Below are 24,082 nucleotides of genomic sequence, written 5' to 3'. Positions count from 1 at the left end.
ACAAAAAAATATCATTTTAGTTTGATTTATTTTGTCCATGTTTTAATAAAATGAAATAAAGATTGATTTTAGAAGATTCTTCAGTAATAAATTATTCCTTTTTTAATTTTGCATAGAGAGGGGTGGAGTATAATGTTGAAGAGAATAAATATATTAGGGATTATCATTGCAGCTGTTTTTATGATGAACAGTGTAGCAAAAGCGGATGACAAAGTTAAACACGTTAAAGTTGCACTAACACAAATTATGGTCCATCCTGCTGCGGATGCCGTTCGTAAAGGTGTGGAAGATGTTCTTGCAGAAAATGGTTATAAGCAAGGTGAAAATTTTCAACTCACCTTTTTATCAGCGCAAGGCAATATTTCAACAGCAACGCAAATTGCACGTAAATTTGTTGGTGATAAACCTGATGTTATTGTAGCGATTACCACGCCTTCAGCACAAACAATGCTTGCGGCAACAAAGACAATTCCTATCGTCTTTGCTGCGATTTCTGATCCTATCGGAGCTAAAATCGTTTCTTCGCTTACCAAACCAGGCGGTAATATGACGGGGAGTTCCGATCGTATAGATGTTGCAGAAAGTGTTAGACTTTTACAAGAAGTAAAACCAGATTTGAAAAAAATTGGTTATCTTTATAATGCTTCTGAAGCAAATTCTGTTTCAACACTTAAGGTGTTAAAGGATGTGGCAAAAAAAATTGGAATTGAAATTATTCCTTCATCGGCACCAGAACCTTCAGATGTTCAGGCAGCAACACGGGCTTTAATCGGTAAGGTAGATATCATTTTTATTCCTGCTGATAATACGGTTCTTTCTGTTTTAGAAGGTGCAGTAAAGGTCACACAGGAAGCAAATATTCCTGTTTTTACTGTGGATTCTAATTCTATTGGACGCGGTCCTTTTATGACGCAAGGTGTGAATTTCTATGATGTAGGAGTTGATGCTGGGAAGTTGGTTGTGCGTATTCTAAAGGGTGAAAAGCCTGGTGATATTGATGTTGTGCAGGCGGCTAGTAATGACATTCGAATTGATATGAAAGCAGCAGAAAAAGCGGGGATTGTTATTCCGCAGGCAGTTATTAATCGTGCGACAAAAGTGATCCAATGACTTTCATTGATAGGATGTTGATACAATAAAATACGTTAAGTTTTCATGGGGATTGTCTTTACATGAATATATTTGCGTTTTCTGGCGCTGTGGAATTAGGTCTTATTTATGCGTTTGTGGCTATAGGGGTTTATCTCTCTTTTCGCGTTTTGGACTTTCCTGATTTAACAGTTGATGGCTCATTTCTTCTTGGGTCTTGTGTCTGCGGCGTCTTGATTCTTTTAGGTTTTAATGCTTGGACAGCTATGGCATGTGCTTTTTGTGCAGGCATGATAGCTGGTTTATTAACAGCTATGTTGAATTTGCATTTTGGTATTTTGAATCTTTTGGCTTCTATTTTAACAATGTCAGCGCTCTATACGGTTAATCTTCGGATTATGGGAATTATGGGGGGATCTAATGTTAATTTAGCGCTTGCTGATACAGCGCTAACGCCCTTTTATAATCTGTTTGGTTTGTCTGATATTTTTGTGCGTCCTCTTTTCATTGCTACTGTATTGCTGGTTGTGGCGTTTTTGATTTGGCGTTTTTTGGAAAGTGAAATAGGTCTTGCTATGCGTGCAATGGGAGCTAATCCACGGATGGCTACAGCTCAAGGGGTTCATACGTCGGCGTTAATTTATTTTGGTATGGGGCTTTCTAATGCCTGCGTTGCACTTGGTGGTTCTCTTTATATTCAAACTGCGATCGCAACGGATATTACAGGCGGAATTGGAACAATTGTTTTTGGGTTGGCAGCTGTGATTATCGGTGAAACTCTCTTTCGTACGCGTAATATTTTTTGGATTATAATTAGCTGTATTGTGGGGTCTGTGCTTTATCGTGTGGCGGTGCAATTTGCATTTGAGGCAAATGGAATTGGTATTGATACGTCGACAGATCTTCAGTTGATTACTTCACTGTTGGTTATTTTAACCCTTATTGTGCCACGCTATTGGAGGAGGCGTAAACGTGATTGAGTTTTTTCATGTTGGGGTTACATTTAAACCGCAAACACCTCTGGAAAAACAGGCTTTAATTGATATTAACCTTAAAATTGATCAGGGTAGTTTTGTTACGATTATCGGTTCAAATGGCGCTGGTAAATCAACCTTGCTCAGTGTTTTAGCGGGTGCAACGCTTCCCTCAACAGGGAAAGTGGTTATCAATGGGCAAAATGTTTCTAGGCAATCAATCAGTGAACGCGCTGGAAAGGTTGCTTGTGTTTTTCAAGATTCTTTAGAGGGAAGTTGTGGTTCTTTAACAATTGAAGAAAATTTAGCTCTTGCTGCTCTTCGAGGAAGTCGTCGTGGTTTGCGTTCGGCTTTAAACCGTGAGAAACGGCAATTTTTTCGAGAGAAAATTGCTCAATTAGGCATTGGTCTTGAAGCATATATTCATAATCCTATGGATAGTTTATCAGGTGGGCAACGCCAAGCTGTTTGTCTTGTGATGGCAACATTAGCCCATGCGGATGTTTTATTGCTTGATGAACATACCTCAGCGCTTGATCCTGGAATGGCTGATTTTGTGATGCGGTTGACTGAAAAAATCGTTGAAGAGAAAAAATTAACGACTATCATGGTGACTCATTCTATGCGTCAGGCTCTTGATTATGGTGATCGCACCTTAATGTTGCATGGTGGAAAAGTGATTTTGGATGTCTGTCATGAAGAACGTAAGGGCTTGGATGTCAATGATTTAATTGGCATGTTTCAGAAAGTTCGCGGGGAAGTTCTTGATGATGATGAACTGTTAATGGATTAATAATGTGGCTCAGAAAAAAGCACATGAAGTTGATCAGTTTTTAACGCGTCTTTCACGTGCTTTTCCTATTGTTCTCATTTATGGGCCAGATCGTGGTCTTATTTGTGAGCGTGCACAATGTTTTGCAAAACTTACACAAGTAGCAATAGAAGATCCATTTTCGACAATTCGTTTGGATGCAGCTGAAATTGATAAAGATCCTGCACGTTTGGAAAATGAAGCGCGTACGTTATCGCTTTTTGGGGGAGATCGTTTGATATGGATCTCTAATGCTGCTAACCAAAAAGGTTTTCTTGCTGCCTTGAAACTTTTAATTGAGAAGCCACCAGAAGCCTGTTTTATTCTCATTGAATCAGGGGATTTAAAAAAAGGAACAGGGTTGCGCAATGCTGTTGAAACGGCGTCAAAAGCAATGGCTTTGCCCTGTTTTGCAGATGATATGCGTTCTCTTGACGGCTTGATTGATGAGGTTTTAGGGCAGTTTAAGAAGACTCTTTCTTTGGATGCACGTAGATGGTTGCATGAAAGTTTAGGGGCGGATCGCCTTGTATCACGAGGTGAATTAGAAAAGCTTTGTCTTTACGCTGCAAATGTTCATATTACTCTTGAAGATGTGAAAGCTGTTGTAAGCGATGTCAGTGCTCTTTCTCAAGATGAAGTCATTGATGCTCTTTTATTGGGCGATATATCAGGCTTTGAAGTGCATTTTAACCAACATGCAGCATTGCATGGGGCGCTTTTTTTTATTTTGAGTACAGCACAAAGGCATTTTCAGCAATTACAGCTATTGCGTTACCAAGTAGAGGTTGAAGGAAAATCGCCTTTTACGGTGATTTCTCAAGCACGCCCTCCCATTTTTTTTCAACGGAAAAAAACAGTTGAACAAGCTTTAAAATATTGGAAGTTAGAACAGATTTCCTATGCAATGGAAAGAATTCAGAGTGCTGTTTTAGACAGTCGTAAAAATCCACTTTTGGGTGAAGCTATCATTCGTCAAGTTTTGTTAGGGCTTACAATTATTGCACGACGCCAGATAGTAGCTTAACAGTTTAGAAATATGATGATTTTTTATTTTTAGTACGGCAAATTTTCAGTAATTAAAACTGTTGTGTTATCAAGTAGAGGTTAATTATAGTTTTGAAGATGTGTTTGAAGAGTTTGAAAGTTTTATAGAAACTTTTCTTCAAAAAAATATTTATCTTCGAAAGACAGTTTTTACACGGTTTTATTATCTTGTTGTGTCGTAAAACACTGTTGGTTCGTGATATAGGGCTCAGGTAAAATTTTACGCATTCGGTATTTTTTGTGTGAGTGTGTGGTGAATATTAGGCTGGTTCATAGAGTTTTAATGGGGTAACACCTCTCATGCAAAACAGAGTATCTCACACAACAGAAGACACTTGTATGGTAAATTCATGCGCTTTCTTAGAAATATTTTTCAATGCGCGTCATATCTATTTCGCGACGGCGTTTGTGAATGGTATAATGGTAAAGTTCTCTGTGAAGAATATAAAATCCAAAGAGCATCACTATCTTTACGCTTAATAAAAGTGCAAGCCAGAGCACCATCATATATTTGTCTAGTCTCTAATGTACTAAAGTTTTTAGTATTAGAGAACGTTTTTCATCATTTTTTACTCACATGTCTTTTTGTGACGTGCAGATAAGGGGTTTTAATTGATTCAATATTAAGAGGGGTTGTGATGGAAGAATTTTACAGTATTCGAAGTTATGATTCAAATTGAAAAACAATTATTATATTTATAAATCAATATATTATATATTAATTGAATCACTTAAAATAGTGAGCCAGCGGAATTTTTTAGACAAGAAAATTAATTGTTTGCAGATCGGTATAAATTAAGAATCTTCGTGGGATGAGGAGAAAGTCAAAATAGATTATGATGAAAACGACAATACCTATGGGGAGACTTTTATGTTTAATACAGAGATGGTTATCTTAGCAATGAATGTGTCTCATAAACAGAGCAAGCCATTGTTTATTATTTAATAATTCATTATTTTTCATATTGAATCAATCAAAACAATGTCTTTTGCACGTCATAAGTGAAGAAGAGGCGTGTGGATAAAAACTGTATAAGAAAGCACTAAAAATGCCTCTTATGAATGCTCGCAAATTTCAAGAGCTTTCGCAACATTAGGGGTAGGCAAATATAATGATAGTGTTTTATTAAGTGTAAAGAGGGGGCGTGCTTAATGGATTTATTGTTATAATATTTACAAACAGTGTTGTGAGATAGGCTAGGGAGCGAGATGTCTTTTTAAAACAAACACATGAATTTGTAATCCAAATCTATTCTGTTTAGGGCGTTCTATTTTACGTGAGGGTTGTGACTCCATTAAAAGGATGTTCGGTGTTTTTGTTATCAAATATTTTCTTTATTGAGAGGGCGTGTTTTGCTCATATTTGTTTGATTTATGGTATCAGGAATCGAGAGAGGAAAATATTTTTAATAATATCTTTTTGTATGCGTTGTTTTACGGTGTTTTTAATATCCGAAAAACTTATGTTAATATTGTAGGTGGAGGCGTAATACTCTCTTATATAGGTCTAATGTACAAATTAATAAGCGTATCGGGATAATTAGGAAAGAGTTGGTGTCTGCTTACGCTTTTGATGTGTTTTTTTGTGAGTAAATTAGTGAGATAAAGTAAACTGATGAGATTTTATGTAGAGTCGTTATTATCTTAATTGAGAGTGCATTTATATTTTGTTTCAGTGATGTGCTTTGATCAGTAATTAAGTGGGAATTTTAGAGCGTAATGTTAGATTTCTCGTCATTTATTTTTTATGTGTTTTCTAGGTTACATGATCTGTTGTCAGTTTGTGCAGGTGATGATTGATAACTGCGTTATTCTTTAGTTGCCGTTTTTTAATGTTTTACGCATAACTCTTGAACAAGTAGACAGGAAAATTATGATTTTACAATTGTCTTTATTGCCATTTGCAAAGAATCTTTGAAGGTGAAAGATGCCCCATATTCAGTTTGAAAAAATAGCACTCATTGGAATCGGTCTGATTGGGTCTTCTTTAGCAAGAGTTATTAAAAAGAAGAATCTTGCGATTCAGATTTCTATTGCAACACGTCGTTCAGAAACCCTGAAAAGAGCGCGCGAATTGGAGCTTGGGGACTTTTATACGACAGATAATGCAAAAGCTGTTGAAGGAGCAGATTTGGTTATTATTTCTGTGCCTGTTGGGGCTAGTGCAGAAGTAGCAAAAAACATTCGTGATCATTTAAAACCTGGAGCGATTGTGAGTGATGTTGGTTCTACGAAAGCGTTGGTTATTGCAGAAATGGCACCTTTATTACCAAAAACGGTTCATTTTATTCCAGGGCATCCAATTGCCGGAACGGAATATTCAGGTCCAGATGCTGGTTTTGCTGATTTGTTTATGAATCGTTGGTGTATTTTAACGCCTTTTACTGAGAGTGATGCTGCTGCTGTCGCACAATTAACAGCGTTTTGGGAAGCTTGTGGTGCGCGTGTCGAAAAGATGGATTCTAAACATCATGATCTCGTTTTGGCTATTGTTTCACATTTGCCGCATTTAATTGCTTATAATACTGTCGGGACGGCTAGTGACTTAGAAAAGGTGACAAATTCAGAAGTCATTGCTTATTCTGCTTCAGGTTTTCGTGATTTTACCCGTTTGGCATCTTCTGATCCCGTTATGTGGCGTGATATTTGTTTGCATAATAAGGATGCTATTTTAGAAATGTTGAGCCGTTTTAGTGAGGGGCTTGCTTTTTTAGAACGGGCAATTCATTTAGGAGATGGTGAGACACTGTTTAACTTTTTTACACGCACGCGTGCTGTACGTCGCAATATTATTGATGCTGGACAGGAAATTGATGCTCCTGATTTTGGGCGTCAGAGTGTTTCTAAAGAACTCACGTAAAAACTGAAGAGTTTTGTTGAATTTCATTGGTTTTTTCTAGAAATCGATAAGAAGTTTTTTCTCTATTCAGTCATAGATTGCAATAAAAAAGAGTGGCGATTGCTTCGATACAGATAACCATGACTTCAAAAGGTTTTATGTGTGTAAGATTATAGTGCTTAGCTCTCTATAGGGCATATGATGTACAGAAGAGGTTGTTGATCTATAGAAGAAACAAAAAAATGAAATCGTTGTAGAACTTCATATAGTGGGTTGTTGTTTTTGTTTTGGTATAAAGTCAGGCTTGACCGTATTAATTATTGCCCTTTATATTGCAACATCGGAAAATGTTTGTTTGCAGAGTTTTGATGATTTTTATAAAGCTTGAAATAGACTGAGGAAGAATTTTACCAGAAAGTATTGAGATTTGTTAAGAAATATCTTTTGGTATAGCTATCGTATCCTTGTTGATGCAGTGAGCCATTATTGGCGTGATAACGGGAGTGCTTTTGCAAGTCATGTCGCGCTCTCTGGGCTTTTAGCATTTTTCCCTTTTTTTATTTTTGGAACTTCTCTTGCTAGTTTTCTCGGCGCTTTTACATATACACCGCAAAAAATAAAAGCTTTGGTGCAGTTATTACCAGATGTCATTGCAGAGCCTTTATCTCAGGAAATTATCAATGTTTTAACCATACAGCGGGGAGGAGTGTTGACAGTTTCTGTCATTGGAGCGGCTTATTTTGCCTCTAATGGGATAGAGGCGTTACGTACAGCTTTAAATAGAGCTTATCGTGTTGTTGATCGGCGTAGCTTGTTGTTTTGTCGTTTTCAAAGTTTGTTTTTTGTGATTCTTGGAGCTGTTGGCCTTATTGTGATCAGCGTTTTGTTGATTTTAACACCTCTGCTGATCAAGATTATGCAAAATCATTCTTTTTTCATTACAGAGTATATCGGTGTCATTCGTCTATGGCGTTACATAATCGCAGCGGTTGTTCTCTTTGTAAGTCTTTTGATTGTTCATAAGTGGCTACCAGCAGAGCGTCGGAAGTTTATAGATATTTTACCAGGAATTGTACTGACAATGTTTGTATGGTTTATGGCTTCAATTGCTTTTGCTCAATATTTAACAATGTTTGATTATATTTCTACCTATGCAGGGTTAGCATCTATTATGGTTGCTATTATTTTTCTTTACATATTGAGTGCAATTTTTATTTTGGGAGGAGAAATAAACGCGGCGATAATGTTTTATCGCAAGCATTTGCAACATTCAGATGAATGAAAGAACTTAATTATTGCGTGAAAGCTAAGGCATGAATATCCCAATAAAGCCTGCTATCACTTTGTTGATTGGTGCGGATGCTTGTTCTGTAAAAGATGAAGTTTATCGTATAATGCATCGTTATCAGCTTAAGACATTTGTTGTGGCAAATTGTTGTGGCAAATCGTTTTTTGTCCCTTCCAGATGAAGCACTCATTGAAGGAGTGGTCGTTGCTGGTGAATTCAATTATGCTGATGATTGGATCGTAGAACATGTGCATGAGGCAAGTATCGTTATTACCAGTGATATTCCTTTAGCAGCGCGGGTTTTGCAAGTTAGGGGTTTTTATCTTTCGCCAACGGGGCGTATTTTTGGTGTAACTTCTATTGGTCAGGTTTGGGCGATGCGCAATTTGATGGAAGATTTGCGTGGACAGGGCAGTATAACAGGTGGTTCCCGTCCTTTTTGTCGTAAAGATCGTTCTGCTTTTTTGTCAGCATAGGATCTCGTTATACAACATTTAAAAAGGCACGGTTATTAAAGTTATAATGCTTCTTTAATGACTGCTTTTATAAGTGCTTTAGCATCGTCATTGGCCCATGGAGCTGCGCCATTGAAGGAAGCAATGAGATATCCCTCTTTATCGATGAGAAATGTAATGGGGAGTCCTAAAGCGAGTCCCTGTTTTCTAACATTGTTGAAAATATCCATTGTTTCATCGCGATAGTAAAGCAAATTATCTGCATGAATATTCTGTAAAAATTGCTGAATTTTTTCAGAAGAAGCAGTTTTATCGATATTAATAGCTATGACATCAAAGTTTTCCCCACGTAATTCACGTTTTAATTGCGCAAGTTCGGGCATTTCTGTGCGGCAAGGTGCACACCAAATAGCCCATAGATTGACCAGCATCGGTTTTCCAGTAAATTCGCTAAGTGTGTGCTCTTTTCCTTGAATATCCTTGAAAGAGAGTTTATTCATATTTGAGGGCGTATCAGCAAATCGTATGTGGCTAAAAAAGCCTTTTGCTGCTTTTCTGATCGCCATCGTTTTTTCTGCTCGTGCTTTATCAGTGTTTATTTTTTGTGCTTTTGCTGCTGAAATGAAATTGAAAAGGAAAGACCCTTTTTTGTTATCGTAGTTTATGGTTGCGTATAAACTCAATGCAATGATAAAGAATGCAAGGGAAAATTGCCTTTTTTTATTGTTTTTTTCGCTGATGAAAATTTGAGAAATCATAATTTTGTCCTTTGTATGGGTGTTTTCAGAATATGACAGATGAGAAGTTAAAGAACCAAATGTGGGGTGGTCGGTTTGCGGCAGGTCCTTCTGCAATTATGGAAGAAATTAATGCCTCAATTGATTTTGATCAAAAACTTTATCGACAAGATATAGAAGGTTCCCTTTCTCATGCGGCTATGTTAGCGCAAACGAAAATCATTTCACAATCAGATTATGAAAAAATTGTTCATGGTTTGAAACTTATTCGCCAAGAAATTGAAGACGGTAAATTTGTTTTTTCACGAAAGCTTGAAGATATTCATATGAATATTGAAGCGCGGCTGAGCGAATTGATTGGTCCTGTAGCAGGGCGTTTGCATACGGCTCGCTCCCGCAACGATCAAGTTGCCGTTGATTTTCGCTTATGGGTGCGTGAAGCAACGCAAAAGATAGCACAAGCTTTAAAAGGATTGATAGAGCAATTGCTTATTCGAGCAGAACAACATGTTGATACCTTTATGCCAGGCTTTACGCATTTACAATCAGCACAACCAGTAACATTTGGTCATTATATGATGGCTTATGTTGAAATGTTTGGTCGCGATTTATCGCGGATGCGTGATGCGGTTGAGCGCATGAATGAATCGCCTTTAGGATCGGCTGCTTTAGCGGGGACAGGCTTTCCAATTGACCGTTTTATGACAGCAAAAGCGCTAGGCTTTCGAGAACCAACACGCAATTCGATCGATAGTGTTTCGGATCGTGATTTTGCCTTAGAATTTTTAAGTGCTGGTGCTCTTTGTGCAACGCATCTTTCACGTTTAGCAGAAGAAATCGTCCTTTGGTCAAGTGCACAATTTCATTTTATTCGTTTATCAGATGCTTTTTCAACAGGGTCCTCTATTATGCCGCAAAAGCGAAATCCTGATGCTGCAGAACTTGTGCGGGCTAAAGTGGGACGGTTGAATGGCGCATTAATGGGGCTGTTAACGGTGATGAAAGGGTTACCCCTTGCTTATTCGAAGGATATGCAAGAAGATAAGGAATATGTCTTTGATGGGGCTATGAGTTTAGAATTATCCTTAGCGGCAATGACAGAGATTATTGGTGATTTGCAAGTTAATAAAGAAGCTATGAAACAAGCCGCTGATTCTGGCTATGCAACCGCAACCGATTTTGCCGATTGGCTTGTGCGGGAATTAGAGCTTCCTTTTCGTGAAGCGCATCATATTACAGGGCGTGCTGTGGCATTAGCAGAAAAAAAACAGTGTCGCCTTCAGGATTTATCATTAGATGAACTTCAAGCAATTTGTCCAGATATCAATGCGACACTTTTTGATGTTTTGACGGTTGAAAAATCTGTTGAAAGTCGCAAAAGTTTTGGGGGCACTGCGCCTTCAGGAGTGCTCCACCAAATTGCTTATTGGAAAAAACGTCTTATAACCGCCTGAGTGATTTTATTTTAAGCGCAAGCATAAAGAAGAGATATTAGTAGGAAAGAAAAGGGCGTATGAAGATTATTTTAAAGAGTTTAACAATTGTTCTTTTGGGGAGCGTTATTATCGTTGGATGTGGGCGTAAGGGAGCATTAGAATTGCCTCCTTCAGCAGTGGTGGATTCTTCACAAGGAACATTTGTTTCTCAAGGTAAAACAGATGAACCTTTTATTCTTGATCGGTTGATACAATAGGGATTTTTATGCGTTTTTTTTCTTATCATCAGGGTGTGCTCCACGCTGAAGGTCTTTCGCTTTTAGAACCTGTGCGGGAAGTTGGAACACCTTTTTATTGTTATTCAGCTAGCGCAATTGTTGCACATTTTAAAGATTATCAGAATGCATTTCGCGATATGCCGAGTTTAATTGCTTATGCGGTTAAAGCGAATTCCAACCAAGCGGTGTTACAACTTTTAGCGAACAGTGGTGCGGGAGTTGATGTGGTCTCAGAAGGGGAATTACGGCGCGTACTTGCTGTTGGTATTCCTGCGCAGCGTATTATTTATTCTGGTGTTGGTAAAACAGTGAGAGAAATAGATTTTGCTCTTGCAAAGGATATTTATTGTTTTAACGTTGAATCAGAGTCAGAACTTGAACAATTATCGGCACGGGCTATTGCGCTTTCAAAAACAGCTCGTATTGCTTTGCGCATTAATCCTGATGTTGATGCTAAGACTCACAAGAAAATTACAACAGGAAAATCTGAGAATAAATTTGGTATTCCGCTATCGTTGGCGGGTGATGCCTATAAAAAAGCAGCCCAATTGCCCGGTCTTCATGTGTGTGGTGTTGATCTCCATATTGGTAGTCAAATTTGTGATTTAAAACCGTTTGAAGATGCATTTATTATTGCTGCAGATTTTGTGCGTCAATTATGGAATAATGGTTATGCGATAACCCATATTGATATTGGGGGCGGGCTTGGTATTTCTTATGGTCATGAGCAATATCCTGTACCCTCTCCTTTTGAGTATGCAGCGCTGGTAAAGAAGCATATTGCGCCTTTAGGGATCGATATTATTTTAGAGCCTGGGCGTAGTATTGTTGGTGAAGCTGGTGTTTTGGTGACATCGGTTGTGTATTTAAAAAAGGGGGAAGGGCGGAATTTTGTTATTGTTGATGCGGCAATGAATGATTTCATGCGTCCGACGCTTTATGACGCGTGGCAAAATGTGATACCAGTGAAAAAAGCACCAGTAGATGCCCCACTGATTAGTGCCGATATTGTTGGTCCTGTTTGTGAGACCGGTGATTATTTAGGCTTGGAACGCTCTTTGCCGGTATTGCAGGCAGGTGATGTTTTGGCAATAACAGGAGCGGGGGCTTATGGTGCGGTAATGGCAAGCACTTATAATAGCCGGCTTTTGGTGCCGGAGGTTCTTATTCAGGATACACGTTTTGCGATTATTCGTCCACGTCTTGATTATGCGCAATTGATAGACTGCGATCATATTCCAGATTGGATTAAACCTGAATTGAATTGAGCATTGTTAAATATTTTTGGTCTTATTTTTACTAAACTTTGATGAAATAATTTATCTTTTGGGAATTGTTTTGTGTAGGATTTCTTTATAGTGCTATAAAATATTTCCCTTTAATATGCTAATATAAGGTACATTTATGCATATTAAAAGTACAATGTCATTTTTAGCTGATTTCAGTTTTCTTTTGTATCAACCAAGTGTAGAAGTATAAAGTCAAATGGGATATCTAGGATAGAACTTACCCGTCGGGACTATTAGGTGAATCACATAGGTGATCAGCAAGTGGTGCTTATCTCAAGAAAACCAGTCTGATTACAGATTGGGGGTGGTTAAGAATCTTAATCCTTTAGGGTGGAGAGAAAATCAAGATCTCAATTAACCGTTGTAAAAGGGGACAAATACTTGTCTATGGGAAATGAAAACATCAAAAGTTTTGCAAAAATAAAGCTTTTGTGTGTGCGCATTTTGATGTGGGGAATCCTTTCATTTGAACGGATGTGGGTACGGTTGTTGCCATTTTTCCTTGTTCTTACTCTCTTTTGTTCGTTTAGCTGGTTGGGACTTTTTGGCATTTTGGGCTATTGGTCACATTTGCTCTTACTTGGGGTTATGCTTGTTTGTGCTGGGGCAAGTTTATTTTTTCTTATTCGTTTTCGGTTTCCCACAATACGGGAAGTGAATTGCCGTCTTGAACGCGTCAATGATCTTAGACATCAGCCTTTGAATATTCAGACAGATCGTGTATGTTCTGAAAATGATGAAAATTTTAGTGCTGTTATTTGGCGTGAACATCAACGCCGAATGGCAGAGAAATTGTGCCACTTAAAAACTGGATTTATCTCTCTTAATAGTGCGGATTATGATCCTTTGGCTTTGAGGGCTTTGTGTATTCTTCTTTTTGTGTGTGCTTTTAGTTTTTCTTTTGGTTCACGAGGGGGGCGTTTGGTTGATGCCTTTGATTTTCGTCCTGTTATTGATGAAAAACTCATGCGGATTGATGCTTGGGTAACACCACCTGCTTACACCGGTGTGGCACCAATTTATTTGACAAAAGATGAGAAAACACAACTAGAAATTCCTGAAGGGAGTGATGTTGTTGTGCGTGTTGTCAATGGGGCTGGCGTTACAGTAAAAGCAAAGTCTGTAGAAGATGGGAGGGAAGTTTCGTTTTCAGAGAAAACGGAACAAACAGCTTTGAATGATCAAATCGTTCATTTTGAAACACATTTAAAGCATTCAATGAATTTATTTGTATCATCACGTCGTAAAAAACAGCAGTGGCATTTGCAGATGGTTAAGGACATGCTTCCGACAATTCATTGGCTGGAAAAACCAGGGCGGATTTTAACGGGATCGTTAGAGTTACGATATGTGGTGGATGATGATTATGGTGTGACAAAGGCTTTTGTTGAAATAGAGCCTTTTCTTCCTCAGAATAAAAGTGCTTCTTCTCTTTATAATGCTCCGGAAATAGAGCTTCTTCTTCCGCGTGGTGGAAAGGGGAAAATGCGGATGGTGCAAAATATATCAGCGCATCCATGGGCGGGTTCGCAAGTCAAAATTACTTTGGTGGCAGAAGATGGTGCGGGGCAGAAAGGGCGTAGCAAAACTTTTGTTATGACATTACCGCAACAAGTTTTTTCAAATCCTGTTGCGCGTGCGGTGAGTGAATTGCGTCGTTTATTAGCGCTTGATGCTTCTGCGAGAGAGCGTTTATTGGATATGCTTTCTGCTTTGCTTGTGCGTCCAGAAAAGGGTCTGCAAAATGTAATGCATTTTCTTGTTCTACAAAGTGCGTGGACCAGACTTTCTTTGGCACAAACAGAAGAGGATTTACGCGGTGTGGTGGATTATTTATGGCAAATTGCTCTGGGTATTGAAGATAATCAGTTTGAACCCGTGCAAAAAAAGTTAAAACAAGCACAAGCTGCTTTACGTGATGCATTACGTTACGGTGCGCCAGCGGCAGAAATTGAACGGCTTATGGCAGATTTACGCCAAGCTATGGATGAGTATATTCATGCTTTGGCTGAAAAAGCGCCAGATAGTCAAGTTTCTAAAAATTTTAAAAACTCAAAAAGTTCCAATCTTTCTGAAGCTACATTACAAGAAAAGCTAAATTTAATTGAGGAAATGGCTAAAACAGGCTCTTCTTTAGCAGCTGAACAACTCTTGGCGGAAGTTGAACAGACGCTTGATCATTTGCATGTGCAAAAAGGCAATCAAAATGAGGGGGAAAAAAGCCAATCTGCACAAATGAAAGAAAAGATGGATCAGCTTGGAGATTTAATGCGTCGTCAGCAAGAAATTCTCAATGAAACACATCAGTTCGAGATGAAACAAAAACGCGGAGAAAATGTTCCAGAGACACAAAAAAAATCTTTAAAAAAACGTCAAACTGAATTGCAGTCTGAATTATCAACATTAGAAAAAGAATTATCAGAACAAGGATTTGAATCAGGGGGTGCATTGAAAAGGGCAGAAGAAAAAATGAATTCTGCGGAAAATGCTCTTGATAATGGAAATCATCAGGTATCTATACAAAATCAGTCTGATGCTTTGGAATCTTTGCGGCAAGGTGCACAAAATGTTTTGAAAAAAATGCGCGAAACACTCAAAGAAACAGGAAATGAACAAAATGCTGATTCTGATCCTAAAGATCCGTTAGGACGCCCACTTTCTTCAAAAACAGATGAAGGACAGGAAGGTGAGGCACTACCACAAGAAAGTGATCAAATGCGTACGCGGCAGATTTTGGATGAAATTCGCAAACGTCTTGGTAAAGAGCATATTCCAGAAGAAGAAAAAAACTATCTTGAAAGATTGCTTCATTTTAATTAACCAGTGTTGGCTTTTTTCTTAATTGATGTCAGAAACAGTGTATGAAGAACCTCTATGGGGTTCGTTTCCACAGAAAATGATTAAAGCGCTTGTAACGCAGTAAGCATCCTGCTGTACTGATTTTTTTGATCATTTAAGTTTAAAATATGAAATATTGAAATGTTCGCTATTGCGGAGAAAGAGCAGAAATCCATATAAGTTGGGTATATGAAAGTCTGTAATGTTTGAAATTTGTTTCTACATGGTATGTTGAGTTGGATATCGTTACGCTGAAAGATTTTTATGCTTCTACACTTGGACTGCGTGTACAAAAGACGCTGTGTGACCAATTGAATTTATGGTGGCCTGATCTTACGGATAAACGGATTATGGGGTTGGGTTATGCACTTCCTTATCTTTCTACATTACGTGAACGTACCCAACAATGTTTTGCTTTTATGCCAGCTGCTCAGGGTGCTTCGCCTTGGCCTTGTGCTGAGAAAGTTGCTACAGCGCTTGTTTTTGAAGAAGATTTGCCGCTTCCGGATGCGTCAGTTGATTGTATTTTATTGGTACATGCATTAGAATATACAGAAAATTCATTTGAAACGTTGAATGAAATATGGCGTGTTTTAGCACCCAATGGTCATTTGATCGTTATTGTACCTAATCGCTCTGGCTTTTGGGCGCGCAATATTACTACGCCCTTTGGTTATGGCGAACCCTATAGTCGGCAACAAATTACCCGTTTGTTCGAAAAAACAAATTTTGTTTCTGGGCCAATACAAGAAATTGTATATTATATGCCTTCTACGGGTTATGTTTCGCGGTTGTTCTCATTTTTTTATGAGCCATTTGCACGCTATCTTTTGCCTTATTTTGGTGGACTCTTAATGTGTCAGGCACAAAAACGTGTTTATCAAGGCTTGCTGGTACAGCGTCGTCAATCGCGACGTGTTTTTGTTCCTTCTTTATCACCACAAGTGCGAAATATTTTAATTTATAAAGATAATTAATTATTTTGCCATTGGCATGAGAACCGCAAATATAGAAGGATTCTCTTATTTCAATTTTTTGCACATTATATGTGAAGGTTTTTTCGTTTTTGTTTTCATTTAGAATATTAAAATTGTTTTTGAAACAGTAAATCTCAAATTAAAGATTTAAACGATAACCATTTTGATCTGTCATGAGAATTTGTGCATTGGAGGGATCTTTTTCGATTTTTTGTCGCAAACGATAGATATGGGTTTCTAAAGTATGGGTGACAATATTTTCATTATAACCCCAAACTTGTTCTAACAATGTTTCACGGCTGACAACTTTATCATTGGCATAATAGAGACATTTAAGAATCGCTGCTTCTTTTTCTGTGAGACAGATTTTATTGTTGTATTGATCAAGAAGAAGTTTTTGTCTTAGTTTAAAAGTATAGAGGCCAATATGAAAGGTTGCGTCTTCATTTTGTTCATATTGGCGCAACAGTGCTCGAATTCTCGCTAATAACACCGCAAAGCGAAAAGGCTTTGTCACATAATCATTGGCGCCTGTTTCAAGATCTAAAATATTATCGCAGTCTGTATCATAATTTGTTATCATGATAATGGGGGCACGAAATCCTTTGGTGCGTAATTGTGTAACGGCTTTGCAACCATCAAGATCAGGAAGTTCAAGTCCCAAAATAGCGAGATCAATATTTTTTTCTTGGATTATTTTTATTCCCGCTTCTGCTGTTTTTTCTTGGAAAATTTCAAACTCTTGATGCATTTGCAATTGTTCTACTAAAATGGGGCGTAGATCATCGTCTTCAACAATTAAAAGAGTATAGTGGTTCATGTTTTTCCTTATAGGCAGGTTGATGCGCTAGTTGGTAAAGAGTAGTTTCATGAAAAATGAGATTTCATGCAAGAAAAATTAAAAGAGGAAAATTAAAAAAGAGCAACTCTAAAAAATAAACTTTTATAATTTCTATGATTGCTTGCCGAAAAGAAGGTATTTCCGTCTGCAGAGTATTTTACGTATTGGTTGGAAGTGTTTTTTATGCTCTAGAACGTGTTTTAGCCATTGAGTGTTATCATCTTTATGCTTATGGAGAAATAAGCCGGCACTATCATACACTTTGCCAGCTCGTGGGTGTTGCGGACAGTCCTTGGCACTTGAGACGATTCATAAAAGGAATTTTTAGTTCTTTCTTTCACGTTTTTTATTCCATACGGGATTTTCTCCGTTTGTGATGTGCACGAAAATAGCTTTTGATTGATTCAATATAAATAGGCTGGGAATGAGAGAATCCTGCGGTATGAGAGACTCTCATCCAACATGCAAAACAAAACAATGAACACTCAATATGATGCGTTTTTTAAGCGTGAAGAGAACTGTGCAACATCTAGCATATGCGCATTTCATGGTCATTTTTATTGTTTTTTATCCACATTCAGTTTTGTTTTTCGTTGCATTTGTGTGCGAAGGGGGCTGTGTGTGATTTCATGGTGTTGCCTATTATAATTGTTGAGTAAGCCTTATCTTTAGCAATGCCGAAAAGATGCGTTATATTATGAAGAGCTTTTTTGTGCAATTTGGGAGGAGACTGTATTGAGAAAGAGTGCAGGATAAAAAATGACAAAGAAAAATATCATATTTATGCATTTAGCATGAGAATATCTCAACAGAGAGATGTGTTGTGCTTGTTCTTTTGCGCTATGAAGCATCTTTTTATATGAGTTAATAAATAAAAATTATTGTTTTAAGATAAAAGCATTTCACTTTTAAGGTTGCCCATCAAACAAACTTCTTTCCATTCATCTTCTGTCACGGGTTGCACTGATAAGCGGCTGGCATTAACCAGCACCATATTTGCTAGTTTGGGATTGGCTTTAATTTGTTTTAATGAAACAGGTGTTGGCATGTCACAAAGTGCGCGGATATCCACACATTCCCAGCGTGGATCAGAGCTTGTCGGATCAGGGTGTGCTTCAGCACATATTTCTACAATGCCTACAATTTCTAAACCTTTATTTGAGTGATAAAAAAAACCTTTATCACCATATTTCATGGCACGCATATTATTACGGGCTTGATAATTGCGTACACCATCCCATTGTTCGCCATCAATTCCTTTTTTCTTTTGCATCTCCCATGACCATTTATGGGGTTCAGATTTAAAAAGCCAATAAGCCATGAGTTCTCCTTTTTCATAGACTGCTATGCATTCATCATGTGCATTTTTATAAGCATCTTTGTAACACCATAAACGATGATTTTTAAAATGGGGTAAAGAACAGGCATTATCTGCTTTTTCTTGTTTCAAAATAACGTATAGTAGAGAAACGCAATCTATTGATATTTCATGTTGTATAAAGGTATTTTGTTCTTTGCTTATCTTTTAAGCTATGGTTTGAAATGCAGTCACTATAAGAGTTTGTTAGAGAAAATTAAGAAAATTGATTCTAAAAAGCTTTAAGATCACAATGGCAATGAAACGAACAGAGAGTCAAAGATGATGAGGTCAAAGAATGGCATTCATATCTATGCTTCGTGGGAGAGGGTAGATCTTATTATGCCATAAAATACCGTCATTTGAAGTGTAATGATGTAAGGCAGTTTTTTGAAATATGAAGTTTTTTAGAATGTGTGGTGAATATTTAGGTTTGCGTATCGAGCTTTGGGTTAAGTGAATTGCGTGAGTGAGAAGCAGGCGGAATCCGCTCGATAGAGAATTCGGGCTATCCACAGACCGGATTGAGTAGGAATCTTCGTTCTTTAAGATGTGTGTGTGGGGGGGCGTCAATTTTATTATGCTTTTGTTCCACGGCGTCCCATTCCGATCAAGGGTGTGGCTTTTTCATCTAATGGCCAACGTGAGCGGGGTGCAATGTCAAGAGAGCTTGTTTCTCCTCGTGCGAGTTTTTGTGCACCGGCAAAAGCAATCATTGCAGCATTATCGGTACACAAGGAAAGAGGAGGGGCTATAAATTCAAAACCATGTTGATGGGCAAGTTCTTGTAACGTAGAGCGAATGGCTTGGTTTGCGGCAACGCCACCTGCTACAACCAAAGCAGGAGAACGCTTTCCTTGATCATGAGAGAGAGGATATTGGTGGATAAAGTGTTGTAGGGCTAGGTGAATACGATCATGTATTGTATCGGTCACGGCGGCTTGAAAACTTGCTGCAATGTCAGCAATATCATTTTCTGTAAGAGGAGCTATGGCTGTTGCGGCTTGTCGAACAGCAGTTTTGAGTCCTGAAAAAGAAAAATCTAACCGTTTTTCACCTTTTAAAGGTCGTGGAAGAGGGATGCGATTTTTATCACCAAATAAAGCTGCTTTTTCAAGTGCTGGTCCACCAGGATAAGGAAGACCTAAAAGTTTTGCTGTTTTATCAAAAGCTTCTCCTAAGGCATCATCAATGGTGGTTCCTAAACGTTGGTAGTTGCCTACTCCATGAACAAGGATTGTTTGTGTATGCCCTCCTGAAACTAAAAGTAATAAATAAGGAAAGCTGACGTTGTGCGTTAACACAGCTGTTAAAGCATGTCCCTCTAAGTGATTTACCGCAATAAATGGTTTGCCAGTGGCAAGAGAGAGTGCTTTTGCACTCATGACGCCTACCAACAGTCCTCCTATCAAACCAGGTCCACTGGTGGCTGCGATGCCATCAATATCTTTTAATTTTGTGTTTGCTTCTGTTAGTGCTTGCAGAATTAAATGATCAAGAACTTCAACATGGGCACGAGCTGCAATTTCAGGAACAACACCGCCGTAAGGTGCATGGTGATCAATTTGGCTCCAAACAACATTGGAAAGAATTCGGCTGTTTGATTTATTGTTATATTCAATGACAGCCGCTGCCGTTTCATCACAACTTGTTTCTATTCCCAGCAGACGCATTTTAAACAAAACCTTATATTGAAGCTTCTTTCCTGCGTGCGTACCATGAACAGAAAAAGATGCAAAGTATTTCTCTTAGAATTAAGTTTTCTATGAAAAATATGTGTTTTAGCATTTGCTTTGAATTTCATGATATTGTTGATTAAAAAATAAAGCTGTATTTTGAGTATAAAATGCAAATATGTTTTTAAAAACTTGTCTATTAAAGCCTATAATTGTAAATATTGTTGAGAAAAATAAGATTTGAAAAATTTCTATAAAGTTATACTCTTTATAAAAATAATGTAAATCAAACGAAGATATTTTAGAAAAGCTTCATTTTTAAAACTTTTTTCATTTTATTATTTTATCATTAAAAAGAGTGTGCACAAAAAGTGACAGAGATGGTCGATTCTTCAAAACCAAAAGTTAAACCACATTATACTGGTACGCGCCGTAAGAAACCAGTTATAGAACATGAAGCTGTTTCCCATGATTCAGAGGAAGAAATCTACAATTCTGTAGAATCTCATGCGCGAGAAAAACAGAATATACAAAGTCAGGATAAAAGTACCTCTAGTACAACTTGGCTTTTCTTGTCCCTTTCTGGGATTTTAGGGGGATTCATTGCTTTGGGAATTTTTATGGGGCTTCAGTGGGCTGGTTTTTTTCCTTCTCCTTTTGTGGAAAATTCTACTGGGGGGGAAAAAGCTTTGCAAATTGCTGAAGCCGCAAAAAGTCAAGGTGAAGACACAAAGGAACAATTGAGGTGGGTCCTTCAAGAAATCGATGCGTTAAAAAAAGAGTTTTCTTCTTTTTCATCACAACAGTTTAAAACAACGGAAAACGATGAACTATCGAAAGAAGAAAGCAAAAAATCTTTTGTGATTTTAGAGGAAAAAGTAAAAGCTCTTGAAGCAATTGTACAAACTTTTGTTAGAGAGTCGAAAGAGATAGAGACGGCTTTGTCTGTCGGGCAGAGCAATGCAAATGATCTTGCTGCGTTAAAACAACAGTTAGAAGCACTACAGGAAGAAACTGCTGTTAAAAATATTGAGAAAAGAGAAATAGATACCGCGCTCTTTACAGCGATTAGTTCATTAAAAAATGCTGTAGAGCGTGGTGGATCTTATAATAATGAATTAAAGCTGTTACAGCAATTATCGCCTTCGATTGATGGACTTGATGTGTTGCAAAAAACAGCTACTGTGGGTCTTCCAAGTTCAGCACAACTTTCGGTTGATTTTGCTCATGTTGCCGATGCAATTGTTGGTACGCAAAATATTGTTGCGTCAGATGCTGGTTTTTTTGACCGAATTTTAGCGTGGATAAAAGGGCTCATTGTTTCGCGACCAATTGGAAATGTTAAAGGGACAACGCTGGGAGCTGTTGCGGCACGCATGGAAGTTGCCATTCAAGCTGGTGATTACGAAAAGGCTTTGAGCGAATGGCAATCATTGCCCCAAAGTGCAAAAGATATTTCAATGGATTTTGTTAAGCAGCTTGAAAGACATATTGCTATTCAGCAGTTGTTGCAGCAATTGTTATTGTCTGTGCAACAAGGATCTTTTAAGGCAACAAAGATGTAAATAGGCCCAAGATGATACGTGTTTTTATTTATACTTTTGTTGTTTGTATCCTCGGTTTAGCTTTCGCGTGGGTTGCTAATCACAATGGTATTTTTGTTCTCACATTTTTGCATTTCAGATTTTCTGCTTCATTGCTTACAGTGTTAAGTGTGCTTATTTTATTTTTTGTAACGCTGGTGCTTTTATGGTGGCTATTGTCTTTCTTTTTTTCCATACCGAGTGCTCTTTCCAATTATTTTTATAAACGCCATCAAAAGCGTGGTTATGAAGCTCTTTCAAAGGGGATTCTTGCGACTTTTGCTGGTGATAGTATGGTTGCACAAAAAATGGAAGCACGGGTTGCTAAATATCTTGCAGAAAAACAAGAGCCATTGGTAAAACTCTTACAAGCGCAAACCTTGTCTTTACAAAATAACTCTGTTCGCGCCATCGGCCTTTATGAGGAGATGAGAAAGGAAGATCCGACAAAATTGGCTGGACTTTATGGTTTATTTTGTGAAGCGATGAAGAGTAAAGCTTATGAGGCAGCGCAACAATATGCCGAAGAGGCGCTGATTTTATCGCCAGCACTTTTATGGGCGCATCAGGCGGTGCTTGATCGGTTAAGTGCTGAAGGTAAATGGGATAAGGCACTTACTATTTTTGAAAGAGCGCAAAAAGCTCTTCCGCATTCTGTTCGCGCGACTCCAGAGCGGCAACATATACAGGTTTTATTATTAAGTGGGCAGGCACTTTCTTTGTTTGATACACATCCTGTACAAGCACGTGAAGTCATTTTGAAAGCCCATAAATTGGCACCTGATTTTGTTCCAGTAATAGTTATTGCTGGTGATATTCTTTATAAGTTAAATGAAACGCGTAAAGCAGATAAAATGATTATAGCGGCTTGGCAAAAGAATCCTCATCCTGATTTGGGGACGCTTTATCTTGAAAGAGAAGAAGGAGCCGTTGGGCGATTGAAAAGGGCTAAGACACTTGCTTCTTATAATAAAGATGCATTTGAATCGGCTTTCCTTATTGCTAAAGCAGCTTTGGATGCTGGTGAAACAGCATTAGCAAGAGAGAAGGCACAAAAAGCATTAGAGTATCATCCACGGGAAAGTGTTTATTTATTGCTGGCAGATATTGAAGAGGCACAGGGAAACAATCAAGGTGTTGTGCGTCAATGGCTTTCTTTAGCACTTCGTGCTGAACGTGATCCAGTATGGATGTGTGATGGGTCCATTTTTTCTTCTTGGTCAGCGGTTTCTCCAATCAGTGGACGTTTGGGCTGTTTTGAATGGAAGGCGCCTCCTTGTATGCCTTCTCTCACATTAGAGGCGGACAATATTATGCCGAAAAAGCAACACAAAGAGTATATTATGGAAAAAAGTGATGGTGTTGAAGATAAGAAGCTTGAAAAATTAACACCTATAGACGATTCTTTTTTGCATAATGCGCAGGTGGAGAAACAAGATATAAAAGAACAAGATATAAAAATGTTCAGTCAAACACACTTAAATGTTGATAATCCAGGGGTTAAAACAGAAGAAGAAACATCTTTATCGAGGAAAAAGTTTCGTTTATTTTAAATTGCACCAATGTGATAATACGAGTGTTTTCTCAGAAGAAACAATTAACCTAGAAAAAAACATCGTTAGTCTTGTCCAATAAAATTATTCTCTTATGCTTTAAAAATGAAGTTTTGCTTGGTTGCAGAGGTGATTGGTTAAAAAATGTTTTTAAATCAGAGATGTCTTGATAAAAAACAAAAAAATAACAAACCAAGGATTGCTGTTGTTATTCATCGGCGGTCTACCTATACTGGTCGTTTGGGAAAATTTTTACAACAAAATGGTTTTGTTCTTGATATTTATCGTCCTATTTTTGGACAAAAACTCCCTGATACATTAGAGCATTATGCCGGTGTTGTTATTTTGGGGGGACCGATGAGTGTGAATGACAGCGAAGCCTATATTGGTGAGGAAATTGATTGGATTTCGTTATCACTAAAGGAAAATAAGCCTTTTTTGGGTATTTGTCTTGGAGCACAAATGTTAGCGCGAAATCTAGGGGGGCGCGTTGGTACAAGAAGTGATGGGACTGTTGAAGTCGGCTGGTATCCACTAGAAGCAACTCCTCATGGGAAGGAATTAATGAATTGGCCAGAAATGGTCTATCATTTCCATGATGAAGGTATTTATGATTTACCGAAAGAGGCAATGCTTTTGGCAACAGGGCATACATATCCTACACAAGCTTTTCGTTATGGAAACAATGCATGGGGTTTGCAATTTCATGCTGAGTTTACACGTGCTATGATGCGGCGGTTGGTCGTGCGTTCGGCACATAAATTGACTGAAAAAGGTGCTCAACCTGCTTGTGCACATTTGAAAGGTCGTTTAATTTATGATCAAGCTTTAAGCCAATGGTTTGAAGGTGCATTACGACAGATTTTTTGTGTACCGACCGCATTTGTGTGAGTGTTGGAAACACTATTCATTATCGTTCTTGTTGTGCTGTAAAACAGTATCGTTTAAGGTGGAGATAGAAAACTCATGTAAAACTTTACACACGAGGTATTTTTTGTTAGAGAGTGTAACGGA

18 protein-coding genes and 1 pseudogene are annotated in these 24,082 nt (G+C 38.0%); 15 read left to right on the top strand and 4 right to left on the bottom strand.

The window, feature by feature from the left end; all coding sequences use genetic code 11:
* The first annotated feature begins 132 nt into the window (after positions 1 to 132).
* The 7 genes and pseudogenes from QHG57_RS01695 (at position 133) to QHG57_RS01665 (ending at position 8,524) form a co-directional block, all read left to right on the top strand.
* Positions 133 to 1,110: an ABC transporter substrate-binding protein gene (locus QHG57_RS01695; RefSeq protein WP_330169338.1), complete on the top strand. Its 978-nt coding sequence runs from the start codon at positions 133 to 135 to the stop codon at positions 1,108 to 1,110.
* A gap of 62 nt (positions 1,111 to 1,172) precedes the next feature.
* Positions 1,173 to 2,069, top strand: a complete 897-nt coding sequence (locus tag QHG57_RS01690; RefSeq protein ID WP_330168367.1) for an ABC transporter permease — start codon at positions 1,173 to 1,175, stop codon at positions 2,067 to 2,069.
* A complete protein-coding gene (locus tag QHG57_RS01685) occupies positions 2,062 to 2,856 on the top strand; it encodes an ABC transporter ATP-binding protein (RefSeq protein ID WP_330168366.1) in 795 nt (264 codons plus the stop codon). Before QHG57_RS01690 ends, QHG57_RS01685 begins: the two co-directional genes overlap by 8 nt.
* Before the next feature lie 4 nt (positions 2,857 to 2,860).
* Positions 2,861 to 3,901, top strand: a complete 1,041-nt coding sequence (holA, locus tag QHG57_RS01680; protein WP_330168365.1) for a DNA polymerase III subunit delta — start codon at positions 2,861 to 2,863, stop codon at positions 3,899 to 3,901.
* Between the two features lie 1,947 nt (positions 3,902 to 5,848).
* On the top strand, positions 5,849 to 6,781 hold the full coding sequence (locus tag QHG57_RS01675) for a prephenate/arogenate dehydrogenase family protein (RefSeq protein ID WP_330169337.1): 933 nt from the start codon (positions 5,849 to 5,851) through the stop codon (positions 6,779 to 6,781).
* A gap of 406 nt (positions 6,782 to 7,187) precedes the next feature.
* Positions 7,188 to 8,042 carry a YihY/virulence factor BrkB family protein gene (locus QHG57_RS01670; RefSeq protein ID WP_330168363.1) on the top strand — a complete coding sequence of 285 codons (855 nt, stop codon included), beginning with the start codon at positions 7,188 to 7,190 and terminating at the stop codon, positions 8,040 to 8,042.
* Between the two features lie 31 nt (positions 8,043 to 8,073).
* Positions 8,074 to 8,524, top strand: a pseudogene (locus QHG57_RS01665) (YaiI/YqxD family protein).
* A gap of 41 nt (positions 8,525 to 8,565) precedes the next feature.
* Here the strand turns inward: QHG57_RS01665 and QHG57_RS01660 are convergent.
* On the bottom strand, positions 8,566 to 9,261 hold the full coding sequence (locus QHG57_RS01660) for a TlpA disulfide reductase family protein (protein WP_330168362.1): 696 nt from the start codon (positions 9,259 to 9,261) through the stop codon (positions 8,566 to 8,568).
* Between the two features lie 32 nt (positions 9,262 to 9,293).
* On the opposite strand from QHG57_RS01660, the gene argH reads away from it, so the two are divergent.
* From argH to QHG57_RS01635, 5 genes are all read left to right on the top strand, one after another.
* A complete protein-coding gene (argH, locus tag QHG57_RS01655) occupies positions 9,294 to 10,694 on the top strand; it encodes an argininosuccinate lyase (RefSeq protein ID WP_330168361.1) in 1,401 nt (466 codons plus the stop codon).
* A 59-nt stretch (positions 10,695 to 10,753) separates the two neighbouring features.
* The gene (gene lptM, locus QHG57_RS01650; protein ID WP_330168360.1) at positions 10,754 to 10,933 is read left to right on the top strand and encodes an LPS translocon maturation chaperone LptM; all 180 of its coding nucleotides are present in this window, start codon (positions 10,754 to 10,756) and stop codon (positions 10,931 to 10,933) included.
* 8 nt (positions 10,934 to 10,941) lie between these two features.
* Positions 10,942 to 12,222 carry a diaminopimelate decarboxylase gene (lysA, locus tag QHG57_RS01645; RefSeq protein ID WP_330168359.1) on the top strand — a complete coding sequence of 427 codons (1,281 nt, stop codon included), beginning with the start codon at positions 10,942 to 10,944 and terminating at the stop codon, positions 12,220 to 12,222.
* A 408-nt stretch (positions 12,223 to 12,630) separates the two neighbouring features.
* Entirely contained in the window at positions 12,631 to 15,063 is a 2,433-nt protein-coding gene (locus QHG57_RS01640) for a TIGR02302 family protein (protein WP_330168358.1), read from the top strand.
* Positions 15,064 to 15,287: 224 nt separating this feature from the next.
* The gene (locus QHG57_RS01635) at positions 15,288 to 16,058 is read left to right on the top strand and encodes a class I SAM-dependent methyltransferase (RefSeq protein ID WP_330168357.1); all 771 of its coding nucleotides are present in this window, start codon (positions 15,288 to 15,290) and stop codon (positions 16,056 to 16,058) included.
* A 139-nt stretch (positions 16,059 to 16,197) separates the two neighbouring features.
* Here QHG57_RS01635 and QHG57_RS01630 read toward each other — a convergent pair whose 3' ends face one another.
* From QHG57_RS01630 to tsaD, 3 genes are all read right to left on the bottom strand, one after another.
* On the bottom strand, positions 16,198 to 16,878 hold the full coding sequence (locus QHG57_RS01630; protein WP_330168356.1) for a response regulator transcription factor: 681 nt from the start codon (positions 16,876 to 16,878) through the stop codon (positions 16,198 to 16,200).
* Positions 16,879 to 17,785: 907 nt separating this feature from the next.
* Entirely contained in the window at positions 17,786 to 18,220 is a 435-nt protein-coding gene (locus QHG57_RS01625; RefSeq protein ID WP_330169600.1) for an EVE domain-containing protein, read from the bottom strand.
* 614 nt (positions 18,221 to 18,834) lie between these two features.
* The gene (gene tsaD, locus QHG57_RS01620; RefSeq protein WP_330168355.1) at positions 18,835 to 19,929 is read right to left on the bottom strand and encodes a tRNA (adenosine(37)-N6)-threonylcarbamoyltransferase complex transferase subunit TsaD; all 1,095 of its coding nucleotides are present in this window, start codon (positions 19,927 to 19,929) and stop codon (positions 18,835 to 18,837) included.
* A gap of 383 nt (positions 19,930 to 20,312) precedes the next feature.
* Between tsaD and QHG57_RS01615 the strand changes: the two genes are divergently transcribed.
* From QHG57_RS01615 to QHG57_RS01605, 3 genes are all read left to right on the top strand, one after another.
* Positions 20,313 to 21,497: a COG4223 family protein gene (locus tag QHG57_RS01615; RefSeq protein ID WP_330168354.1), complete on the top strand. Its 1,185-nt coding sequence runs from the start codon at positions 20,313 to 20,315 to the stop codon at positions 21,495 to 21,497.
* An 11-nt stretch (positions 21,498 to 21,508) separates the two neighbouring features.
* The gene (locus QHG57_RS01610; RefSeq protein WP_330168353.1) at positions 21,509 to 23,068 is read left to right on the top strand and encodes a heme biosynthesis protein HemY; all 1,560 of its coding nucleotides are present in this window, start codon (positions 21,509 to 21,511) and stop codon (positions 23,066 to 23,068) included.
* Positions 23,069 to 23,212: 144 nt separating this feature from the next.
* The gene (locus QHG57_RS01605) at positions 23,213 to 23,959 is read left to right on the top strand and encodes a glutamine amidotransferase (protein WP_330168352.1); all 747 of its coding nucleotides are present in this window, start codon (positions 23,213 to 23,215) and stop codon (positions 23,957 to 23,959) included.
* Positions 23,960 to 24,082 lie beyond the last annotated feature (123 nt).

Source organism: Bartonella grahamii subsp. shimonis, assembly GCF_036327415.1.
In the GTDB taxonomy this organism is placed as follows: domain Bacteria; phylum Pseudomonadota; class Alphaproteobacteria; order Rhizobiales; family Rhizobiaceae; genus Bartonella; species Bartonella shimonis.
The sequence above is the reverse complement of the archived record's forward strand: the minus strand, read 5'-3'. Positions and strand labels throughout refer to the sequence as shown.